The sequence below is a fragment of the Maridesulfovibrio sp. genome, from assembly GCF_965230075.1.
Taxonomy (GTDB): domain Bacteria; phylum Desulfobacterota; class Desulfovibrionia; order Desulfovibrionales; family Desulfovibrionaceae; genus Maridesulfovibrio.
Window position 1 is genome coordinate 2,746,384 of the sequence record NZ_OZ245945.1, and the last position, 20,017, is coordinate 2,766,400.

19 protein-coding genes are annotated in these 20,017 nt (G+C 47.5%); 2 read left to right on the forward strand and 17 right to left on the reverse strand.

The window, feature by feature from the left end:
* Positions 1-21 precede the first annotated feature (21 nt).
* The 9 genes from ACO05Z_RS12490 to gpt form a co-directional block, all read right to left on the reverse strand.
* Entirely contained in the window at positions 22-525 is a 504-nt protein-coding gene (locus tag ACO05Z_RS12490) for a DUF2867 domain-containing protein (RefSeq protein ID WP_421902512.1), read from the reverse strand.
* Positions 522-989: a pyridoxamine 5'-phosphate oxidase family protein gene (locus tag ACO05Z_RS12495; RefSeq protein WP_421902514.1), complete on the reverse strand. Its 468-nt coding sequence runs from the start codon at positions 987-989 to the stop codon at positions 522-524. The genes ACO05Z_RS12490 and ACO05Z_RS12495 overlap by 4 nt, the downstream gene beginning before the upstream one ends.
* A gap of 16 nt (positions 990-1,005) precedes the next feature.
* On the reverse strand, positions 1,006-1,575 hold the full coding sequence (locus ACO05Z_RS12500) for a TetR/AcrR family transcriptional regulator (protein ID WP_421902515.1): 570 nt from the start codon (positions 1,573-1,575) through the stop codon (positions 1,006-1,008).
* A 154-nt stretch (positions 1,576-1,729) separates the two neighbouring features.
* Positions 1,730-2,227: a cytochrome c3 family protein gene (locus tag ACO05Z_RS12505; protein ID WP_421902516.1), complete on the reverse strand. Its 498-nt coding sequence runs from the start codon at positions 2,225-2,227 to the stop codon at positions 1,730-1,732.
* A 503-nt stretch (positions 2,228-2,730) separates the two neighbouring features.
* Positions 2,731-4,269: an ABC transporter ATP-binding protein gene (locus ACO05Z_RS12510; protein ID WP_421902517.1), complete on the reverse strand. Its 1,539-nt coding sequence runs from the start codon at positions 4,267-4,269 to the stop codon at positions 2,731-2,733.
* Between the two features lie 8 nt (positions 4,270-4,277).
* Positions 4,278-5,198, reverse strand: coding sequence for an ABC transporter permease (locus ACO05Z_RS12515; protein WP_421902518.1), 921 nt, complete (start codon positions 5,196-5,198; stop codon positions 4,278-4,280).
* Positions 5,199-5,210: 12 nt separating this feature from the next.
* On the reverse strand, positions 5,211-6,269 hold the full coding sequence (locus tag ACO05Z_RS12520) for an ABC transporter permease (RefSeq protein WP_421902519.1): 1,059 nt from the start codon (positions 6,267-6,269) through the stop codon (positions 5,211-5,213).
* 6 nt (positions 6,270-6,275) lie between these two features.
* Positions 6,276-7,352, reverse strand: coding sequence for a BMP family ABC transporter substrate-binding protein (locus tag ACO05Z_RS12525; protein WP_421902520.1), 1,077 nt, complete (start codon positions 7,350-7,352; stop codon positions 6,276-6,278).
* Between the two features lie 177 nt (positions 7,353-7,529).
* A complete protein-coding gene (gene gpt / locus ACO05Z_RS12530) occupies positions 7,530-8,000 on the reverse strand; it encodes a xanthine phosphoribosyltransferase (RefSeq protein WP_421904185.1) in 471 nt (156 codons plus the stop codon).
* 358 nt (positions 8,001-8,358) lie between these two features.
* On the opposite strand from gpt, the gene ACO05Z_RS12535 reads away from it, so the two are divergent.
* Positions 8,359-9,441, forward strand: coding sequence for a GGDEF domain-containing protein (locus tag ACO05Z_RS12535; protein WP_421902521.1), 1,083 nt, complete (start codon positions 8,359-8,361; stop codon positions 9,439-9,441).
* Between the two features lie 4 nt (positions 9,442-9,445).
* Positions 9,446-11,377, forward strand: a complete 1,932-nt coding sequence (locus ACO05Z_RS12540) for a S9 family peptidase (protein WP_421902522.1) — start codon at positions 9,446-9,448, stop codon at positions 11,375-11,377.
* A 79-nt stretch (positions 11,378-11,456) separates the two neighbouring features.
* Here ACO05Z_RS12540 and ACO05Z_RS12545 read toward each other — a convergent pair whose 3' ends face one another.
* The 8 genes from ACO05Z_RS12545 to ACO05Z_RS12580 form a co-directional block, all read right to left on the reverse strand.
* Complete coding sequence (locus ACO05Z_RS12545) at positions 11,457-12,779, reverse strand: deoxyguanosinetriphosphate triphosphohydrolase (protein WP_421902523.1); 1,323 nt, start codon at positions 12,777-12,779, stop codon at positions 11,457-11,459.
* 29 nt (positions 12,780-12,808) lie between these two features.
* Positions 12,809-13,573, reverse strand: a complete 765-nt coding sequence (locus tag ACO05Z_RS12550; RefSeq protein WP_421902524.1) for a substrate-binding periplasmic protein — start codon at positions 13,571-13,573, stop codon at positions 12,809-12,811.
* 59 nt (positions 13,574-13,632) lie between these two features.
* Positions 13,633-14,400, reverse strand: coding sequence for a substrate-binding periplasmic protein (locus tag ACO05Z_RS12555; RefSeq protein ID WP_421902525.1), 768 nt, complete (start codon positions 14,398-14,400; stop codon positions 13,633-13,635).
* Positions 14,401-14,461: 61 nt separating this feature from the next.
* Entirely contained in the window at positions 14,462-15,895 is a 1,434-nt protein-coding gene (locus ACO05Z_RS12560) for a dihydrolipoyl dehydrogenase family protein (protein WP_421902526.1), read from the reverse strand.
* Between the two features lie 12 nt (positions 15,896-15,907).
* Positions 15,908-16,864 carry a glucokinase gene (locus tag ACO05Z_RS12565; RefSeq protein WP_421902527.1) on the reverse strand — a complete coding sequence of 319 codons (957 nt, stop codon included), beginning with the start codon at positions 16,862-16,864 and terminating at the stop codon, positions 15,908-15,910.
* Between the two features lie 211 nt (positions 16,865-17,075).
* Positions 17,076-17,945 (reverse strand): motility protein A, encoded by an 870-nt coding sequence (locus ACO05Z_RS12570; protein ID WP_421902528.1) that lies wholly within the window; start codon positions 17,943-17,945, stop codon positions 17,076-17,078.
* A gap of 11 nt (positions 17,946-17,956) precedes the next feature.
* Positions 17,957-18,679, reverse strand: coding sequence for an OmpA/MotB family protein (locus ACO05Z_RS12575; RefSeq protein WP_421902529.1), 723 nt, complete (start codon positions 18,677-18,679; stop codon positions 17,957-17,959).
* Between the two features lie 242 nt (positions 18,680-18,921).
* Positions 18,922-19,878, reverse strand: a complete 957-nt coding sequence (locus ACO05Z_RS12580) for an MBL fold metallo-hydrolase (RefSeq protein WP_421902530.1) — start codon at positions 19,876-19,878, stop codon at positions 18,922-18,924.
* Positions 19,879-20,017 lie beyond the last annotated feature (139 nt).

Here is a 20,017-nt window from a genome sequence, read left to right on the forward strand (position 1 = left end):
AGGCCAACCTTGTGCGTTTTTTTATTCTGCAGCGTACTTACCCATAAAATAGACCACTAAATGACTGAACGGCCTGATCAGATTAAAATAAACCGGGCCAGTCCAATGTTTATAATGAACAATCGTAAAGACATGATAATAATTCAAGCCAGTTTCAGCAGGCTCAGAAACCACTCCGATATATCCGCTGAGGTGCTTATCCGTGGCCTCGCCAATCCAGAATTTATTCGCCTCAAAATCAATTGAATTAAAAAAATCCACCTGCCCGCCACGGCTAAAATCGTAATCAGAGACTTCAAGACCGTGATTCATAAATTCATCATGCTTGAGCCCCATTATTCCGGCCAGTACGCCTCTGACTTTGTACAGAAAAGTAAGCCACCCCGGCTTGTAGGACATCAAACGGATCAGGAAGTCTTCCATGTCACGACGACTGTCAAAGCCCACGCTGTAGATGTGATCGGCGTTAGAACAAATTTTTTGCAGTTGGGGAATAGAATTTAAAATTGCTGCTGACTTGCTCATGGATTCATCCTCCCCGCTTCAAGACCTTCAATACGCAACACCTCAAACTCACGAACCACATTCATATCCTTCCAAAGCAAATCATGTCCTTTGAAAAAACGATACATACTTACTTTGCCAAGGAAATTATCAATCTCTGTCTGAGTTGCTTTTCTCCTTACCCCTGTCCGGCAAAATAATCGCAGAGCAGGCTGAGAGGTGAAGCGTCCTTTCCATAAAGATTTAATCCAGAATCCCGCACCAGGTTGGGCCACCATGAGAGTCATGCGGGAATCACGTTCAATATTTTCGCGCATTGTTTTGGGAAATTTTTCAAAATAATATCCCTTGCCCTCTCCGGTGAAAGTGACTGAACCAATAGGTGAAATGCGTGGAAAACCATCAGCATCCACAGTGCCAAGGGACGCATACTCTACCTTCCCAAAAAGCACTTCAACCTCGTTCCATAAAATATCTGACTGCATGATACAAACTCCCTTTCTATTTCGCAGGAATTCTGTACAACTCCTGCTTCATTGTTTTGAGAATAAGGCTATGCTCTCCTTCCGAGATATTTGCCCCCATCATACGAACACCTAAGAACATGGAGTAACTAATTTTTGAAAGAAGGGCTGCCCGCTCTGGATTTCCACTCACTTCTTCAAAAATCGAACGCAAATATTCAATTCGCATACTGTCGACACGCTCGATATACTTCTGTGCAAGTTGATCATGTAGTGCCCACGCCCTGATACTGGTCTCTGTTCCTGATGGCAGCTTGTGTGATTTTTCAACAATCAAATTGAAGCGTTCAACGGCATCAACGCCCTCGTCCGCAGCTTCGATACTGGCAAGCGTCCAGCCTTCTACCCAATGCTCAAGCATCCGCTCCAAAAAATCTGCACGGTTCTTGAAATGATGATAAAAGGACCCCTTTGTAACTCTTAATTTCCTGCAAAGCGCATCAATTGTCAGCTGCTGTACGCTTTCGGTTTCAAGCAACTTTAAACCTGCATTAAGCAGATCTTCAGCACAATGCCGAGACTCATTCCCTTCCGATTTCTTTGTCATTCTATCCTCCACCAAACAATACCATACCGTATGGTATGTTAAAATTATACGAAACATAAACCATAGTCAACATACTAACAATAAAAAAAGAGCCGCCTGTGGGGCAACCACAGACGGCTCTAGCGTACAACCTAAAAAAGTTATGAAATACTTTCTAGTTGTGTGCTCTTTCCTGCTTGGGGTGACATGCGTTGTTTGCACAAGGAGCAGTAGCAATATCAGTCTTGCCTTCCTTGTTCATCTTCACATGGCAACCACGACAGCTAATGTCACTCTTAAGGGTATGGAACGCCTTGAAGTAAGAGTGCGGTGCAGCTTTCTGTTTCAGATTGTCATGACATCCGGCAGCAGCACAGCTTTTGATCTGAGTCTTGCCGTCCCAAGTGTGGTGACACTTAGCACAGTTAACGTCCTGGTGGTCAAAGTGAGAAAACTTAACCGGGGTGAACCGGACCTGATTCAGCACTTCAGGGCGTTTGAATTCAAGATTTACGGGAAACCTCACAACCAACTCTTCGGAGACAATTTCTACCTTCTTGTCACCAGAGATATTTGCAATCTCCTCACTGAGATTGCTGGTCGCAGTTGAGTACACAATTACGAGAACGGCAAAAACAACAGCCGCTCCAACATACAGAAAATTAGTCTTCATTCTATTCCTCCTCATGAAAGTCGTATCTTCCTAATCAAAATCAGGGATTATTTCAATAAAAATACGTAGATGTACATACTCTGCAACGCCTGAAAACAACGGTTTAAGCGACTACACAACACAGATTGGGAAAATTTTCACACAAGTCGGTTTTATGCAAAATACGCCCTATACACCTTCAAACAACTACAACTATGCATATCAATATAATTTTACACAGCTCAACTTAGAAAAGTTATATTCAGTAAGCAGAGATTTGGAGAATTTTACACAAAAACATAATCATAATCGACGAAATTAATATCTACTTATATGAAAATAGAAATAAAAAAAACTTCACTTTTTTTCTATAATGACACATTTTCCTTCCCAGTCCTGAATAACGGACATTCACAGACGGGAATTTATACCCCGTTTTATATTCAAAACAATAAAAAGCCCCTCTTTGTTACACAAAGAGGGGCTTACTTTTTTAGTATTAATTAAGACAAAAAGCGGGAAAGCTACTCGCGTACTCCAGCCATAAGCAGACCGATGCTGTCCACTTTCTCTTTGTCGTTAACGGAGAACTCATCCATGATCTGACCACAGTACATTACTGCTACACGATCAGCCAGCTGCAATGCCTCACCAAGATCTCCAGTCACAAGCAGAACACCGGCCATCTTACGGGCCTCAAGAAGTCTGTTCCAGACTTCCTCGGTAGCAGAGATATCCAGCCCCTGTGTAGGCTGCTCAGCTACAATGAGATGCGGCTGGCGGTAAAGCTCACGAGCCAGTACCATCTTCTGCAGGTTACCACCGGAGAGCTGCCATGCCAGAGCGCGGATACGTCTGGGACGCACATCGTATTCTTCGACCAACTCTTCGGCTACTTTAGCAGCTTGATCGTGCTTGAGCAGCGGCCCTGCGGAAAATCCCTGACGGGTGGTCAAAAGCAGGTTGTCTACCAGATCAAGATTACGGGCGGTGGCAAGATCAAGACGGTCTTCCGGAATATAAGACATGGAGTTATTCCAAGTCATTTCCGCAAAAAACTTCCGCCACGGCTTGCCCATGATGAAAATAGTATCTTTGGGCGGCTTGCGCATACCGCAGACGCCTTCAACAAGCTCCTGCTGGCCGTTACCCGCAACGCCTACAATAGCGACAACTTCACCCTTGCGAACATCAAGATTAATATCGCGCAAGCCGATTCCGGTCATATTCTTTACTTCCAGAACCTTATCGCCGATCTCGACCTCCTCCTTGTCCACTTCGAGGATGACTTCCTTACCGACCATGCGGCAGGCCAGATCAGCCTTGGAGGTAATCTTGTCGCGAGGAACCTCGGCATCGATGTTACCACGGCGCAAAATGGCAACTTCGTCAGCGATGGCCATAACTTCTTCAAGCTTATGGCTGATGAAAACTACGGACTTGCCCTGACGAGTCATGGCCCAGAGGGCTTCAAAAAGACGGAAAGCTTCGCGGGGAGTAAGAACCGCAGTGGGTTCATCGAAAATCAGCACCCTGCTCTCGCGATAAAGCAGCTTGAGAATTTCAACACGCTGTTTCTCACCCATGGACAGGGTTGAAACCTTTGCGGAAGGATCAATCTCAAGTTCGTAATCTTCAGCAAGCTTGCGGACTCTTGCTTCCATCTCCTTGGGGTTGACGAAAAATCCGCCTTCCTGACCGAGCAGCACGTTCTGGGCAACGGTCATGGTATCGACCAGCATGAAGTGCTGGTAAACCATACCGACCCCGGCTTTAATGGCATCCTTGGAGTTGGAAAAATCAACGCGCTTGCCGTCAACTTCAATGTACCCTTCGTCGGGACGAAAACGTCCGGCAAGCATAGACATGAGTGTACTCTTGCCCGCTCCGTTCTCACCGAGTAGGGCCTTGATGCGGCCGGGATAAAGATCGAGTGAAATTTTATTGTTAGCGACAACCTTACCGAAACGCTTGGTAATGCCTTTCAGTGAAATTAATGGGTCACAACCTTCAAAGCCAGTCGCCTTCTGGCATTCGGGACGGGTGAAATCCTGTTGACTCATGTTACCACCTATCCTTCAGGCTCGATGTTGATTCCCAGATGCGCAGGAGCATTACCGCTGCGTCCTCTCATCGCGGAGAAGATCAGCACCAGAATGGTCAGGGCATAAGGCAGCATCAGCAGCAGGGAAGACGGGATATGGGTTCCCACTGCCTGCAAACGTAACTGGAATGCCATGACACCACCGAAAAGGTAAGCACCGAAAACTGCGCGGCCCGGTCTCCAGAAAGCAAAAATAACCAAGGCAACCGCAATCCACCCGCGTCCGCCGGAAAGGCCGTTAGCCCAAAGATGGGTGTACGCAAGAGAAAGATACGAACCGCCCAGACCGATAAAGAAACCACCGCCCAGCAACGCGATCCAGCGCAGACGAATGGCCTTCAGCCCCACGGCTGCAGCCGCAGCTGGCTTCTCACCTACTGCTGAAATTGCAAGCCCAAGACTGGTCCGATTGAGAAACAACATGAATAGGACCGGAACCAGATAAGAAACATAGACAAGGGCATCCTGCTTGAAGAAAATATCCCCTATATAAGGAATGGCGGAGAGCACCGGAAAGCTGAACTTGTCAAACCCGTCAGTGGCGGTACCGATGTACGGAGTACCGAGGAAGTTACACAGGCCCACACCGAGGATGGTCAGTGCCAGACCGGAAACAACCTGGTTACCGAGGCAGGTAATACAGACGATACCGTGCAGCGCAGCCATGAATGTTCCGGCAATACCTCCGGCAATGAATCCGAGCCACGGATTGCCGGTGGTCATGGTAACAAAAAAGGCCGCGAAAGCCGCCATGCTCATCATACCTTCGACACCGAGGTTGAGCACTCCACCCTTCTCAGTGAGAATCTCACCGAGAGTAGCGTAGAGGATCGGTGTACCGGACTGCACCGTGGCAGCCAGCAGGGGGACAATAAAACTTTCCAACATTATATCACCCGACTACTTCTTCTTAACAATCTTATATGTAACCAACATCTGGCCTGCGAGGACGGACATAAGGATAAGTCCTTCCATAATAGAGCCGAATGATGCCGGAGTCTGCAATTCAAGCTGCATATTTTCAACACCTACACGCAGTGCTGCGAGCAGGTAGGCGGAAATACCGATGTACAGGGGATGCAATCTCGCCAGCCACGCAACAACAATAGCAGTATAACCGTAGCCGACCATAATGGAAGGCTGAAGCCTGTTGATGGTGGCTGAAGCTTCAATGCATCCGGCCCATCCGGCCAGAGCACCGGAAATAGCCATAACCAGAATGGTCAGCATTCCGTACGGCAGACGAGAATACATGGCGATGCGCTCGCCCTCACCCGCAACCTTGATCTCAAAACCGAGGCGGGTAAAACGCATAAACGCCCACATGGCAATACCGGAACCGACACAGACCGCAAATCCCCAATGCAGACGGGAATCACCGATCTGCCCGATGATAGCTCCGGGAGTGAATTCCGGGGTAACCGGGAACCCGAAACTGGCCGGGTCCTTCCATGCGCCGAACACAAGGTATTCAAGCAGCAGGATAGCAATGTAGTTGAGCATCAGGGTGGAGATAATCTCGTTGACCTGCAATTTAAGCCGCAGGATAGCCGGGATATAAGCCCAGGCAGCACCAAAGAGCGCAGCGCAGATAAACATGAGCGGCATGAGCAGGTAACCGGGCAGACCGGGAAAAGTAAGCGCGGCCCATGTGGCCCCGATTGCGCCGAGCGCAAATTGGCCTTCAGCCCCGATGTTCCAGACCTGCATCCTGAAGGCTGTAGCAACACCCAGTGCACAGAGAAAAATGGGAATAGATTTTAAAAGGGCATCTTCCAAAGCCCATGAAGCACCAAAAGACCCCTGCCAGAGTACGAGGAGTCCTTGTACAGCAGATTTTCCCTGCAATTCAAGCAGGAGCGCGCTGATCCCGAAAGATAGAACCAGAGCGCCCACGATAATAAACGGGGCGCCCCAGTTCCAGGGTTCGTCACGCTTTTGTAAGCGATAACCCAACATAAATTATTACTTGGTATTTCCGATTACGCCTTCAACAAACCACATCATACCGAGCATCTCAGGATCGGTCATGGTTTTTCCGGCCGGAACCATTTCTTTACCGTTCTGGTCCTTGAGGGGACCTACGAAAATTGCGTTTTTGCCTTCAACGATAGCTTTCTTGGCTTCAGCAACTTTGTCCTTAACATTCTGGGGAACCATGGGACCGTAAGGAGCGATGTCTACGATGCCCTGATCCATGCCCCACCACAGGGATTCATTACCCTGCCAAACACCGTCGCGCAGCTGCTCAACAGCGTTCTTGAAAAGAGGAGCCCAGTTCCAGACAGCAGCGGTCAGGTGAGCCTTGGGAGCCATCTTGGACATATCAGAGTTGTAAGCGATGGAGTACTTGCCGCGTTCCTGAGCTGCTTCCTGAGGACCGGGGGAATCCTGATGCTGGGTGATAACGTCAGCTTTCATATCCAGCAGGGAGATGGCTGCGTCTTTTTCCAGTGCAGGATCGTACCAGGTCTTGGTCCATACTACGCGAACGGTAGCTTCGGGATTAACGGAACGCACACCGAGAGTGAAAGCGTTGATGCCGCGGATAACTTCAGGGATGGGGAAAGCAGCAACGTAACCGATTACGTTGGACTTGGTCATCATACCAGCAACGATACCGGTCAGGTAACGAGCCTGATACATGCGGCCAAAGTAGTTGCTCATGTTAGGGGTGGTTTTGAAACCGGAGCAGTGCATGAATGCGGTCTTGGGAAATTTTTTGGAAACTTTAACCATGGGGTCCATGTAACCGAAGCTGGTACCGATAACCATGTCGTAACCTTTACGGGCGAAGTTCAGCACAACGCGCTCGGAGTCCGGACCTTCAGCAACGGATTCTACGTAGGAAGTCTCAACCCAGGGCAGAGCATCAATAGCCTTACGGCCCTGATCCTGTGCATAGGAGTAACCTTCGTCACCCACGGGAGAAATGTAAACAAAACCGACTTTCACTTTGTCCTTTTTAGCACCAGCAAACGCAACGGATGCCAGCATCACGGACATGGCTGCAACAGCAACCATAAGCAGAACTTTACGCATCATCCACTCCTTGAGAATTAGTTAGTAAACCCTGTTGAAGCTCCGTATCAACGAACCTTCCCCTGATTTTGAAAAAACAAAAAAACAAATACACAACCAGCCCCCGGACTCCCTGCGTCCGGCAGCTGGAAATGCAAATGTCTATCTGAACCTAAACCGTGTTAAGATATTAAAACCTTAACTATTATTCTCCTGACAAACCTTCACAATGGGCTGTGCGAACTGTGTTTCACTATCCCACGGGAAGAGGATCCAGGTATCCTGACTAACTTCTGTGATGAAGGTGTCTACTAAAGGACGACCTTCAGGTTTGGCGTAAACCGTGGCGAAGTGGGCCTTGGGAACCATTTCCCTAACCAGTCTGGCTGTACCTCCGGTATCAACGAGATCGTCGACCAGAAGCCAGCCTTCCCCATCGCCTTTGAAATCTTTAAGCACAGTGGCTTTCTTTTCCTGAACTTTCCAATCATAAGTGGAAATGCAGACGGTGTCGATAAGTCTTATATCAAGCTCACGGGCCAAAATCGCCGCAGGTACAAGCCCGCCGCGGGTAATGGCTAAGATACCTTCAAAAGGGCCTTTTTCAAGCAACCGCCAGGACAAAGCCCTGCAATCACGGTGCAGCTGTTCCCACGAAATGGGGTACATTTTATTATATCTGTCTGCCTTGGACAATTTATCTTCTCCTTAATTTCCATGCATGCACGCGGTTTCCCTAGCCCAAGGAATGAACAAGAGCAACATAAAAATAAACGCAATTCCACATTTATGAAAATTCAGGCTATAATTTCACCAGCCCAGATCAGCTTCAATTGTCGTAAAACAACAGTTTAAACAGCAAAAAACCTTTTAGCAGCAGAAAACTGATCCCGTCTACCCTGAGCTGTCAGTGAGAAACTCCACCTGAGTCATTATTTATTTTTGATTTTACATAAAACACAGGCAAGGATAAAAGAATAATTGGAGCTGAGAAAATCAATCAACTCAAAATCAAAGGTCTATACTTATGAGATTTCAGGATGCGGCCCGACTGCGTTACAAAATAACTCTGCCCTTAATCCTTGTGCTGGCCCTTGCTGCACTTTATCTTTTTCACACCATACTCATTGAACGTAAAAACCTCATAGACACCCAAAACCTGCTCAGTGGGCTGCGCACAACAGCCGTTGAAATGCTGACTGCCCCTGAAGGTTTAAGCCATGACTCCACAATACAGATATTCAACTCCATTATTGAAGAACTGCAGAATTACCCAGAGGACAGCCGCTTAAGCAACCTGTTGGACAACGAGAATTCCAATCTTTTTGGTTCTGCTGATATTTTCCTCAAAGCCATCACATCCGGGGACAACAAAGCGACAACCGCAGCTGCGCGTAAACTTGACTCATCCATAAGCATGGTTTCAGGAGATATCTGCAAAATTTCTGACTATTTCCATGTAAACAGGGTAAAGTATGAATATGGAATCCTCTTCCTGATCTGCATTCTGGTGGCTCTCCATCACTTTCTCGTGGACCGCCCCATGCATGAAGAATTGATCCGTTGCGCCCGGGAAAAAGAAGTCAGCAAATCAACCATCAAAAAACTTGCTGAACGGGATACCCTGACCAACCTGCCCGGCAGGATGAAATTTTACGAGGAATCGGAAAAAGCAGTTTCAACCGCCACAAGGTATGGCTCGGATCTGGCACTCATAAAAATGGATATCCACGACTTTAAAACCATCAACCAGAAACACGGTCAAAAGGCCGGAGACAAGATTCTGGCCGGATTTGCGCGTGTGGTGCGTAAGAACTTAAGACGACCGGACAGCTTCTTCCGGGTCGGAGGAGATAAGTTTATCATCCTTGCTCCGCATACAAGCGTAACCAATGCAAAGAATCTTACGGAAAAGATCAATAAGCTGATTTCAACCACCAAGAGCCTGAAGGCTGTTCCCTTCACGATGAATACCGGGATCGCCATGTGCGAACATGGTGAGACAGGTGAATCCCTGCTCAAGAAAGTTGATCTGGCTTTAAATGAATCAAAGAAATACGGTCCCGGAACCGTATACACCCACCCAGAATCTGCAAAACCTGCTGAGTAACGAAATGAGAACACCAAAATTTTTTATTGTTACCGTCTTTGCTGTCGCCCTTTTTCTGGGGCTTGCAGCCTGCTCCACCCACAAACCTGTTCCTGCCCCGGTAAAAACTGGCGTTGAGCTCAAGCCGGGCAAGATTCCCCTACGCGATTTCTTTAAGAACCCTGTAGCCGAAGGTTTCACCATATCCCCGGACGGCAAGAAAATAGCATGGCTGGCACCTTGGAAAGACAGACTCAATATTTTTGTCAAAGACCTTTCCAGCAATGAAACCACCAGAGTAACCAGCGCGACCAAGAGGGATATCTACGGTTATTTCTGGGCCGGGAACGAGCGTATTGTCTTCGGGCAGGACTCGGGCGGCGATGAAAATGTGCACACTTTCTCCGCCGCCATTGACGGTAGCGGGGAAAAAGACCTGACACCATTTGAGAACACCCGCACCAATCTGCTGGACGATCTTGAAAGCGATGATGACCATATCCTGATTACCATCAACAAGGATAACCCCAGACTCTTTGATGTATATAAACTCAACGTGGTCAGCGGAGAGCTTGAACTTGAAGCGCGTAACCCCGGTGATATCAGCGGATGGATGACAGACCATAACGGCACAGTGCGCCTTGCCGTTGCCAGCCGTAACGGCCAAAATGTCATCCTCTACCGGAAAAATGCGAAAGATTTATTCCGCCCGATCATGAGTCTTGATTTCCGGACAGCATTCTCTCCCTTGGTTTTTGATTTCAATAACGAGAAATTCTACGTCAGCACCAACATTGACCGGGACAAGCAAGCCATTTACCTTTTCAACCCGGAGACGCTAAAACTGGAACACCTTGTTTTCGAACACCCCGAAGTGGACGTCACCCAGCTCATGTACTCCAAAAAACGCAAGGTTATCACCGGAGCGGGTTTCTACACAGATAAACATCATTACGTATTTTTTGATGATCAGCGCGAGGAGGTCCAAAACGATCTTGACGCAATGCTGCCCGGATATGAGGTGGTCGTTACTGATGCAGACAAAGACGAGACCAAATGCATTGTCCGTACATTCTCGGACCGCAGCCTCGGAGCCGGGTACATTTACGATGTCGAAAACAAAAAGCTTGAAAAAATAGCAGAAGTCAGCCCATGGCTTGAACAGTCGAATATGGCTGAAATGAAGCCGGTCTCCTTTACTTCCCGTGACGGACTGACCATCCATGGCTACCTGAGTCTGCCCAAGGGTAAGGAAGCCAAGGATCTGCCTGTACTCATAAACCCGCATGGCGGCCCTTGGGCAAGGGATTACTGGGGCTTCAATCCCGAAGTACAATTCCTGACCAACCGGGGCATTGCGGTCATGCAGATCAACTTCCGCGGCTCCGTCGGATATGGCCGCGAATTCTGGGAAAAAGGATTCAAGCAATGGGGCCTCAACATGCAGAACGACATCACCGATGCCGTCCACTGGCTGATAGGTCAGGGCATTGCCGATCCTGAACGGGTTGCCATTTATGGCGGATCATACGGAGGTTACGCTACCCTCGCCGGACTGACCTTCACCCCCGACCTTTACGCCTGCGGCATCGATTATGTGGGCCCTTCCAACCTGTTCACCCTGTTGGAAACCCTGCCCCCGTACTGGGAAACCGAGAAAGAGGAATTCTACATCAAAGTCGGCGATCCGGTGCGTGACTACAAGCTGCTGCGCAAGGTTTCCCCGGTATTTCATGTGGACAAGATTAAAGCCCCGCTCTTTGTCGCCCAAGGAGCCAACGACCCCCGCGTGAAAAAGGCTGAATCAGACCAGATCGTCAAGGCCCTGCGGGACCGCGACGTGGCAGTGGAATACATGGTCAAGGACAACGAAGGCCACGGATTCCACAATCAGGAAAACCGCTTTGACTTCTATGAAGCCATGGAAAGATTTTTAAATAAGCACCTGCTGCAGTAGATTGAATACTATACCAACAAAAAAAACGCCGCACTCTCAACGAATGCGGCGTTTTTTGATTCTTTAAAAAGTAATAAACTTACCGTCGCAGCAACGAAATCCCGGAAATCTTATTGAAGGTCCGTACTGCAAAGGTATCGGTCATGCCGGAAACATAATCCACGATTTTCTGGGTATTTTGATACACAGTCGCCTCTGCAGATGGAGCGTAAAGATCCGGCAGCAGCTTGACGGACTTCTTGCATTTTGCGCCAAGCTTACCTTTGGTATGGGTCTCAATAACTATGCGGCCCAAAAAGTCCAGAATCTTCCAAAGCACTTCATATGCAGCAGCTTCGGTTTCGATTACTTCCGTGGAATTGTAGACTTTCTCTATTGCAATTTCCTTAAGCCTGCTGAATTCCTTGGCCTTGCCAATCTCCTCGGTCAGGCTGGAACTGAATTTCCCGGCAAGGATTTCCTGCTCGTAATCAAAAAACACCTCACTGGAACTGGTTACCAGCGCATTGATAGTACAGGCCCGCAGATATTCCACCTGCTCCTTCTTCCCGGGGATACGGTCCACACGGGCAATTATATCAGTTTTATTCTCAAGAATATCCAGAAAGATCGTACGTAACTCATCAAAGGAAATCAGATTCAGGCGGTGGCCGTCTTCAATATCGATGACGTGGTAGCATATGTCATCCGCTGCCTCTACCAGATAGGCAAAAGGATGACGCACCCATTTTTTATCCTCAAGTTCAGTCAGTCCCAGATGCTCGGCAACCTCAGCATAAATTTCAGCTTCACTGGCAAAAACACCGAACTTCTTTTTATCTTTGATATGCTTTGAAACATAAGGATACTTGGTAAAAGCAGCCAAGGTGGCACAAGTAAGCTGCATGCCGCCTTTACTATATGGGCGTTGCAGGGCAAGGATATTACGCAATCCCTGAGCATTGCCCTCAAACCAGATGAAATCATTGCGATGCTCAACATCAACCATAGAGCACAACTCAGAACCTATTTCAGAAGTCTGGAACCAGTCCCGGATTACATCCTCACCGGAATGTCCGAAAGGAGGATTGCCGATATCATGGGCAAGGCAGGCCGTTGCCACCACTGTCCCCGGTTCAGAGGAAATAAGATCAAGATCAGGATATTTTCCAACCAATCGACTGCCGACCATATTGCCGAGGGAACGGCCCACGGAAGAAGTCTCAAGACTATGAGTCAGCCGGGTACGCACATAATCACTGCGCGAAAGAGGAAAGACCTGTGTCTTATCCTGCAATCTCCTGAAAGCTGATGAAAAAATAATGCGGTCAAAATCGCGCTGAAATTCACTGCGGTCTTTATCTGCGTAGTTTGATTTTTCTTTTCCGATTCTCTGCTTGCTGAGTAAACTATTCCACTGCATTTACGCTCATTTCCTTTCAATTAATATCGCTACTCAATATACTTCTTTACGATTCGATCCAATGTTCCATCCACTCGCATGGATTCAAGAGCGACATTAAAACGGTCACGCAAATAACGCAAATTACGCTTTTTGGAAAATGCGACATAAACATCATTCTTGGAAATAGGTGCTCCCAACTGCCGAACCTGATCAGCAACACCCAATCTATTGATTGCCCCCAGTGTTGAAATCATGTCGCCGACCATAACCTCAAAGCGCCCCTTAATAAGCTTTGCAACACTCATTTCAGAGGCAACACTAAATTCAATATCCGAATCCGGGACCTGATTTTTAATGAAAATATCAACTTTCTTGCCGTAACTGAAATCTCTGATCAAGCCTAAACGCAACCCTTTTAACTCACTCAAATCTCCGTTAAATTCCAAAGGCGAATCTTTTCTCACATAAAGAGTCATGATCTCTTGTCTAAGCGGCTTGCTGTACAGCAACTGAAATTCCCGCTCAGGCGTTTTCAAAATATTAAAGATACAATCCGCATTCCCCTGCATTCCCATAGATAAAGCCCTATTCCATGGGATGAGTATAAGCTCCACATCCTCACCCATCCGGCGAAAGCATTCTTCGACAATTTCAGAATCAAGCCCTTTAACAGTTCCATTCTCTGTGTAGGAAAAAGGAGCAAATTCCATAGAAACAGCAAGATATTCCCGTGCTGATCCCGGACTGGAAATGAGCAATAGAAATACACACAACAAAACAGATGCATATATTTTCATATCAACTTTCAGCATAAAATTATTTTACCTCAAGCAGACAAACCACACAATTAACAGAACTATACAGGAGAATCCTAATCTACATACTTCTTCATAATCAAATCCAAGGTTCCATCTTCACGCATGGACCTAAGCGCCATATTGAAATGGTCACGTAAAAAAGCAAGTTTACGTTTCCTGGAGAATGCCACGTAAATATTGTTATCAGTAACCGGAGGCTCAAGACTGCGTATTTTTCCCTTAACCTTCATATTACGGATGGTATGCATGGCTGAAAAATGATCTGCTATTAGAATGTCAAAACGTCCTTTGATTAGCTTGGCGATATTCCTTTCAGTATCAACAACCCACTCTACACGACGTTTTTCCAACTCAGTGTGCAAAAACTTATCAAGCTTCTTCCCATAGCTAAAATCCCGTATCACACCGAATGAATGGTCCTTAATTTTTTCTAAATTTCCGTCAAAAACCAACTTCGAATTCCGCCTGACAAATAATGAAATCTGTTCACTGCGATACGGGTCGCTATAATACAACTTTTCTATACGAGCAGGAGTTTTCAATGCACCAAAAATTCCATCAACATGGCTATGCATCGCCATAGACAAAGCGCGTTTCCACGGGACAAGCTCTATCTTCAAATCCACACCCATGCGGCGAAAACATTCCTGCAGAATTTCAATATCAAAACCTTTTAAGACACCATTTTCACGCTGTGAATATGGCAGGTACTCCAACGAAACTAAAACAAACTCCCTCGCCAGCCCCAAATTGGGGACGAGTACCAATGAAAGGCATAAAAGAAACGCCACAAAACTTTGTTTTATAAATTTTTCCGGCATACTGTAACGTTACCCTAAACAGACAATTCCGGCAATGAATTCATTATTTATCCAGCAAGAACTACCCCCGATACGAAAACAACAGCTTCAAAATTTTGCGCACACGATCTGAAAAGAGCTTTTCTCCAAGCAGCTTTCCGGCAACCTTTTTATTCATCTCCGCAAGTGTCGGATAAGGATGGATCGCCCCGGCAAGAGTTGCAAGGCCGACCTTACCATTCACTGCGGCAACCCACTCGGAAAGCAATTCCCCGGCATGGACCGCAGCAATCTGGCAGCCAATAGGCTTGCCTTTCTCATTGAGCAGCAACTTAATCCGCCCCCGCCCTTCACCTTCGGCCAAAGCACGGTCACTTGCTAAAAATTCTTCAACTACCATCTTGTAGTTAATGTCGGCTTTCAACGCTGCTTTTTCATTCATACCTACACTGGCAAGCTCCGGGTCGGTATAAGTACACCATGGCAGCCAAGTGTAATTTGCCTTACGCGGCAGACGAAAAACGGCATTGGAAACTACGATTCCGCCCTCGTACCCGGCAGCATGGGTAAAACGGTACTTACCAGTCACGTCCCCGGCAGCATAAATGTGGGGAACAGAGGTCCGCATACGGGCATCCACAACAACAGATCCGCGCGCAAGCTCTACGCCGATATCTTCCAGCCCCATCCCGGACGTATTGGAGCTGCGCCCCATGGCAACCAATAATTGTGAACCAGCAACGCTCAGCTTCTCACCGCCGGACTCCAACAGGACTTCAACACCGCCATCAAACTTACGCACCTCGTCTATCTTTGAGCCAAGAACAAAACGCACTCCATCCTCAACCATGCCATCCATGACATATGCGGCCATATCCTCATCTTCACGGCTCAAAATCTGATTACTACGCTGGATGACCGTAACCTTGCTGCCCAGCCGCTGGAAGGATTGAGCCATTTCCACGGCTATGGGGCCACCGCCAAGCACGACCAGAGATTCCGGCAATTCCTGCAAAGAAAAAATGTCTATATTGGTCAGATACGGAACTTCATCAAGTCCCTTGATAGGCGGCATTGAAGGGGAAGAACCAGTGGCAAGCACCCAAGAGCGGGCCGAAACATTACTCCCGTTTAAGAAAACCGAATGCGTATCGACAAAACAGGCTTCGCCGAAACGAACCTCAACTCCCAGAGAATTAAACCGCTCCACGGAATCGTGGACCTGAATAATATCGATGACCTCGCTTATGCGCTTGGCAACCTGTGCGAAATCCACAGGAGGTAGCTCAACTTCCGGCAAACCGAAATCACCGGCACGGCCCATAAGATGCCGAACTCTGGCGCTACGAATCAAAGTCTTACTGGGCACGCATCCATAGTGCAGGCAATCCCCACCCAGCTTGTCTTCCTTATCGATCAGCAGGACTTTTACACCAAGTTGCGCGGCCCCGGCGGCCACTGTCAGACCTGCGGCCCCACCACCGATGACGCCGAGATCATAGTCATATCTTGCCATATCATCTCCACTTTAAATATGCAGCACACCTCGCAAAGCAGCTCCGTAAAGCCCGCTTTCCTGATTGTCATTCAAGAATACCGGAATCTGCTTCAAGTAGTCGCCCATTGAGCTGGAATCGAGAAACTCTTCCATAAATACAGGCTGCTCAACCACAAAGGGATTCTTTGCCACTATTCCCCCGGCGATATACAGCCCTCCTGTAGCACAAACGCTGATGGCATAATTACGGCAACAGCGGGCAGTGAACCGGGAATACCATTCAAGGGTCCTGCCGCCCTGCTTCATCTTCTCAGCAACCAGACTCGGCTCCAGATCTTCCCCGGTCAAGTAGAGATGTAGCATATTCAGCCCGCGTCCGGTCAGGACTTCATCGCCGCAGCAATAGGAGATATTGCGTTTATCCATGACGAATTTACAAAAATCCAGCTCGTCTGCAGTCTGACACGGAAAGCTGATATGTCCGGCCTCGGAAGGAACAGGTACATAACCCAGCTCGGACACAGGAACAGGAACCAAAGCGCAATGGCCCAGCCCGGTCCCGGCACCGATTACACCCACCGTACCTATGGGTGAAATCTCAACATCATGAATAATGCGGCAACCCTCAACCGCCGAGGTACGGCAGGCATAAGCCTGTGCCGCGAAATCATTGATCAGCACGGCAGCATTGAAGCCGTATTTTTTATAACCGTCCCGAAAATCGACCTCCCAATCCACGTTGGTGACATTGCAATAAACTCCGCCCACCACCGGACCGGCCACGGCAATGACCGTGACATCAAAATCAGACGGTAAATAAGAAAAATCACTTGCGGCCAGCATTTCCATAAGATGGTCAAAACTGCGGGCTTTCACACTGGAAAGCCAGACTGTTTCCTTCATGACCAGCTTATGGCCCGGACCAGACTCAAATGCAGCAAATCTACTATTTGTGCCCCCAATATCAACAGCAAGAACAAGTCCCATTATAGCAATCCCCTGCTCTGAAAATTAATTATCTCTTCCTGATAAACTGACCGGAATTCTAATACATTCATAAAAATAAATAAATGAGATTGGGTTACTTTTCCCTGTCTTGTCAAAAACCGGACACAAGAAAGCCCGGTACGGACTGTCCCATCCGGGAAGCCGCACCGGGCGCATATTCAATTATGTTTGGAGATCTGTATTTATGCGCTTATGAAGCCTTAGCCTTCACTAAAGGGACTTCATGCAGAATCTTATCCTTGGAGTTCTTCTCCTCACGGCGCATCTTGATATACTTGCGGGTAATATTCCTGAGTGCTTCAGCCTTTTCTTCACGGTCATCCGCATCAAGGAAGGCCCCCAGTTTTCTTTCCAGCTTATAAGGATTCTGTTCCTTCTTGATAGCGATTACGCCGTCAAGAATCATCTTCTGGTTAATCAGCTCGTTGCGGGTCCGGCAACGCACTGTTTCAGCCATGGGCGCGAAAATCATATTACTGAAGATGACACCGTAAAGGGTTGAAATAAATGCTACCGGAATATGTTTAAGGATCATTGCCGGATTATCGATGCCCATGAGCAAACCGATCAGGCCGATAACTGAACCGGCCACACCGAAGGCAGGAGCAAAACGGGCCATAGACTGAAATACGCGCTCGGATTCACCACGGCGCATATTGAAAAATGACATTTCAGTCTTCAGGCAATCCTTGATTTCATCTTCCTCAAAATTATCCACCAGCAGCATAAGTGCATTGCGCAAAAAGGAAATGGTGGTTTTCTCGCCCGCTTTTTCAAGGGAAAGCATGCCGTCCATCTTGGAACGAACACTGAGATCAAGCAGGGTCTCAACTATCTCTTCATGGGTAGTAAGCCGGCTGGAATAAGTATCCTGCACCACCCTAAAGGCTTCGCGAAGTTGCTCCACCGGATAACTGAGCAATACAGCAACAGCCAGACCGGAAAGGACAATGGCAAGGGCTGCGGCATTCCAGTAAAGGGCAATTCCACCGCTAAGCCAGAAACTTCCGGCGAAGATGGATGAGGCAACGATGACACCGATTAAATTCTTTTTATTCATTACAGACCTCCTTACTGGGCATTGACGTCGGTATTAATGACTACGATCTCAACTCTGCGGTTGTTACCCTCCACCTTGCCCATATCACCGGGCAATTCCGGGGCAACCCCGCCACGTCCGCTGACAATGATACGGACCGGATCGATTGATTTTGTATTGATGAGATATTCGGCAACCTTGGCTGAGCGTCTTGCGGAAAGTTCAAAAGCGTTCTGCTCGCCCACTTTGGCAGCATCAGAAGCATCGGTATGCCCGATGATATGAATGGCATGGGTGCTGGTTTTAAGTACATCAGCAACTTCAGCAAGATATTTGCGGGTCTTGGCTTCAAAGACATTCTGCCCGGGAGCAAAAAATGCGTTGCCGCGCATGACGATCTTAAGCTCGCCTTCCTCTTCCTTCATGCTCACGGCACCGTCATCACTGCGGTAAAGCACATCTTCAGGAGTCATGACCACTCTGGCAGAGCTGGACATGGCATCGCGATGGAATGAAATCATTTCAATCAAACCGTCAGCAGGATTCATTGCAACCTGTGACTGGGCATTACCCTCAAAAATGACTTTTATATTTTCCTTGGATTGACTGTATATAAACAGCACCACAAAAAGGACGAACATAACCATCATCAGGTCGGACCATGGAACTGCCCAGCCGTTCATGCCGGAAGTATCCGTGTCTCCTGATTTAAATTCCATAAGGTCAAGTTCACATTTCAGTTCATCGAATTTCATACCAAGCTCCATCGTCTGATGAGTGCGGGCTGAGCCCGTGGTTCTCTTTCGATTCTTGAAGCAAGGGTAATGCCAATCGCCGTAACAGTGTATATTACAGGGGCTAAGAAAGGATATTTTAACTTAAGGAAAGGATAAAAATTGAAAAAGTCAAAAAGAAGACATAAACGGATCGTCCGAAAAAAAAGACGCCTCCCGAAACCGGAAAGCGTCATTCAATTAATCTACTGAACCGAAAAAAATTACAGATCAATACATAGCCCATCCTGAGCCATGATGATTTTTTCCGGCCTGAACTCGGCAAGCTGTGAAAATTCAATGGTATCATCCAAAAACTTCTGGAGCTGAAAATCATCGAGCACCGGTTCCTGATGAAAAAGGCAAAGGGTTTTCACCTTGGCCATGCCGGAAAGCTCCACTGCAATAATATTATTGGAGTGACCCCAGTCTTCCTTGATGGAATTGGCCTCAGCAAATGAGTACTGGGCATCCATGATCAAAAGGTCCGCTTCCTTAAAGAACTCAACAAAACCTTTATCTGAAAGGGCTGTGGCGCTCTTGTGTTCGCAATCAGTGGAATAGACAGCAGACTTACCGTCCTTTTCAAAACGGTATCCGAAAGATCCGCCCGGATGGTATTGGGCCTTGATCTCGATATCTACCCCGGCAATTTGAAATCTCTGCCCGGTCTTCAAACGTATAAAATCGAATTCTGCGGCCAGATTCTCAAAATGAACCGGAAAACAAGGTTCACTCTGCTGGTTGCGCAGAACCTTTTCGATATTGGGATGCCCACCGTAAAAAGTAATCTTATTACCGGGAATGTAGGCAGGTACGAAGAAAGGAAATCCCTGAACATGATCCCAATGCAGGTGGGACATAAGAATATGAAAATGTGCCCCCGGAGCACCATGGCGATCCGCCATGACCTTGTTCCCAAAATCGCGAAGCCCGGTGCCGCAATCGCAAATAATATAATCATCTCCCTGCCCTTCAACCTGAATGCAGGGAGTATTGGTTCCATAGGAACCGCGAACAGGAAAAGGAAGCTCATTGTCAATAAACTGGTCCAGATCCGTAGTTGAATCAATACCCTTTTCAACTGCGATCTCCAGTGCGGCCTTGACTTTGGCTCTGGCTCTTTCAGCATTGAATGTGGCAGACAGGGAACCGCGCGCTCCCCAGATGCATACCTTCATTAATTACTCCTGCTCAAAAATTTATTAATTATTACATCCAGAAGCACAAAAGAGCAACAAAAGCGTATAAAAAATAACATGATTACAGCCCAGACCATTCACTTTTGATCATTTTCAAACTATCAATCAAAGTTATAAA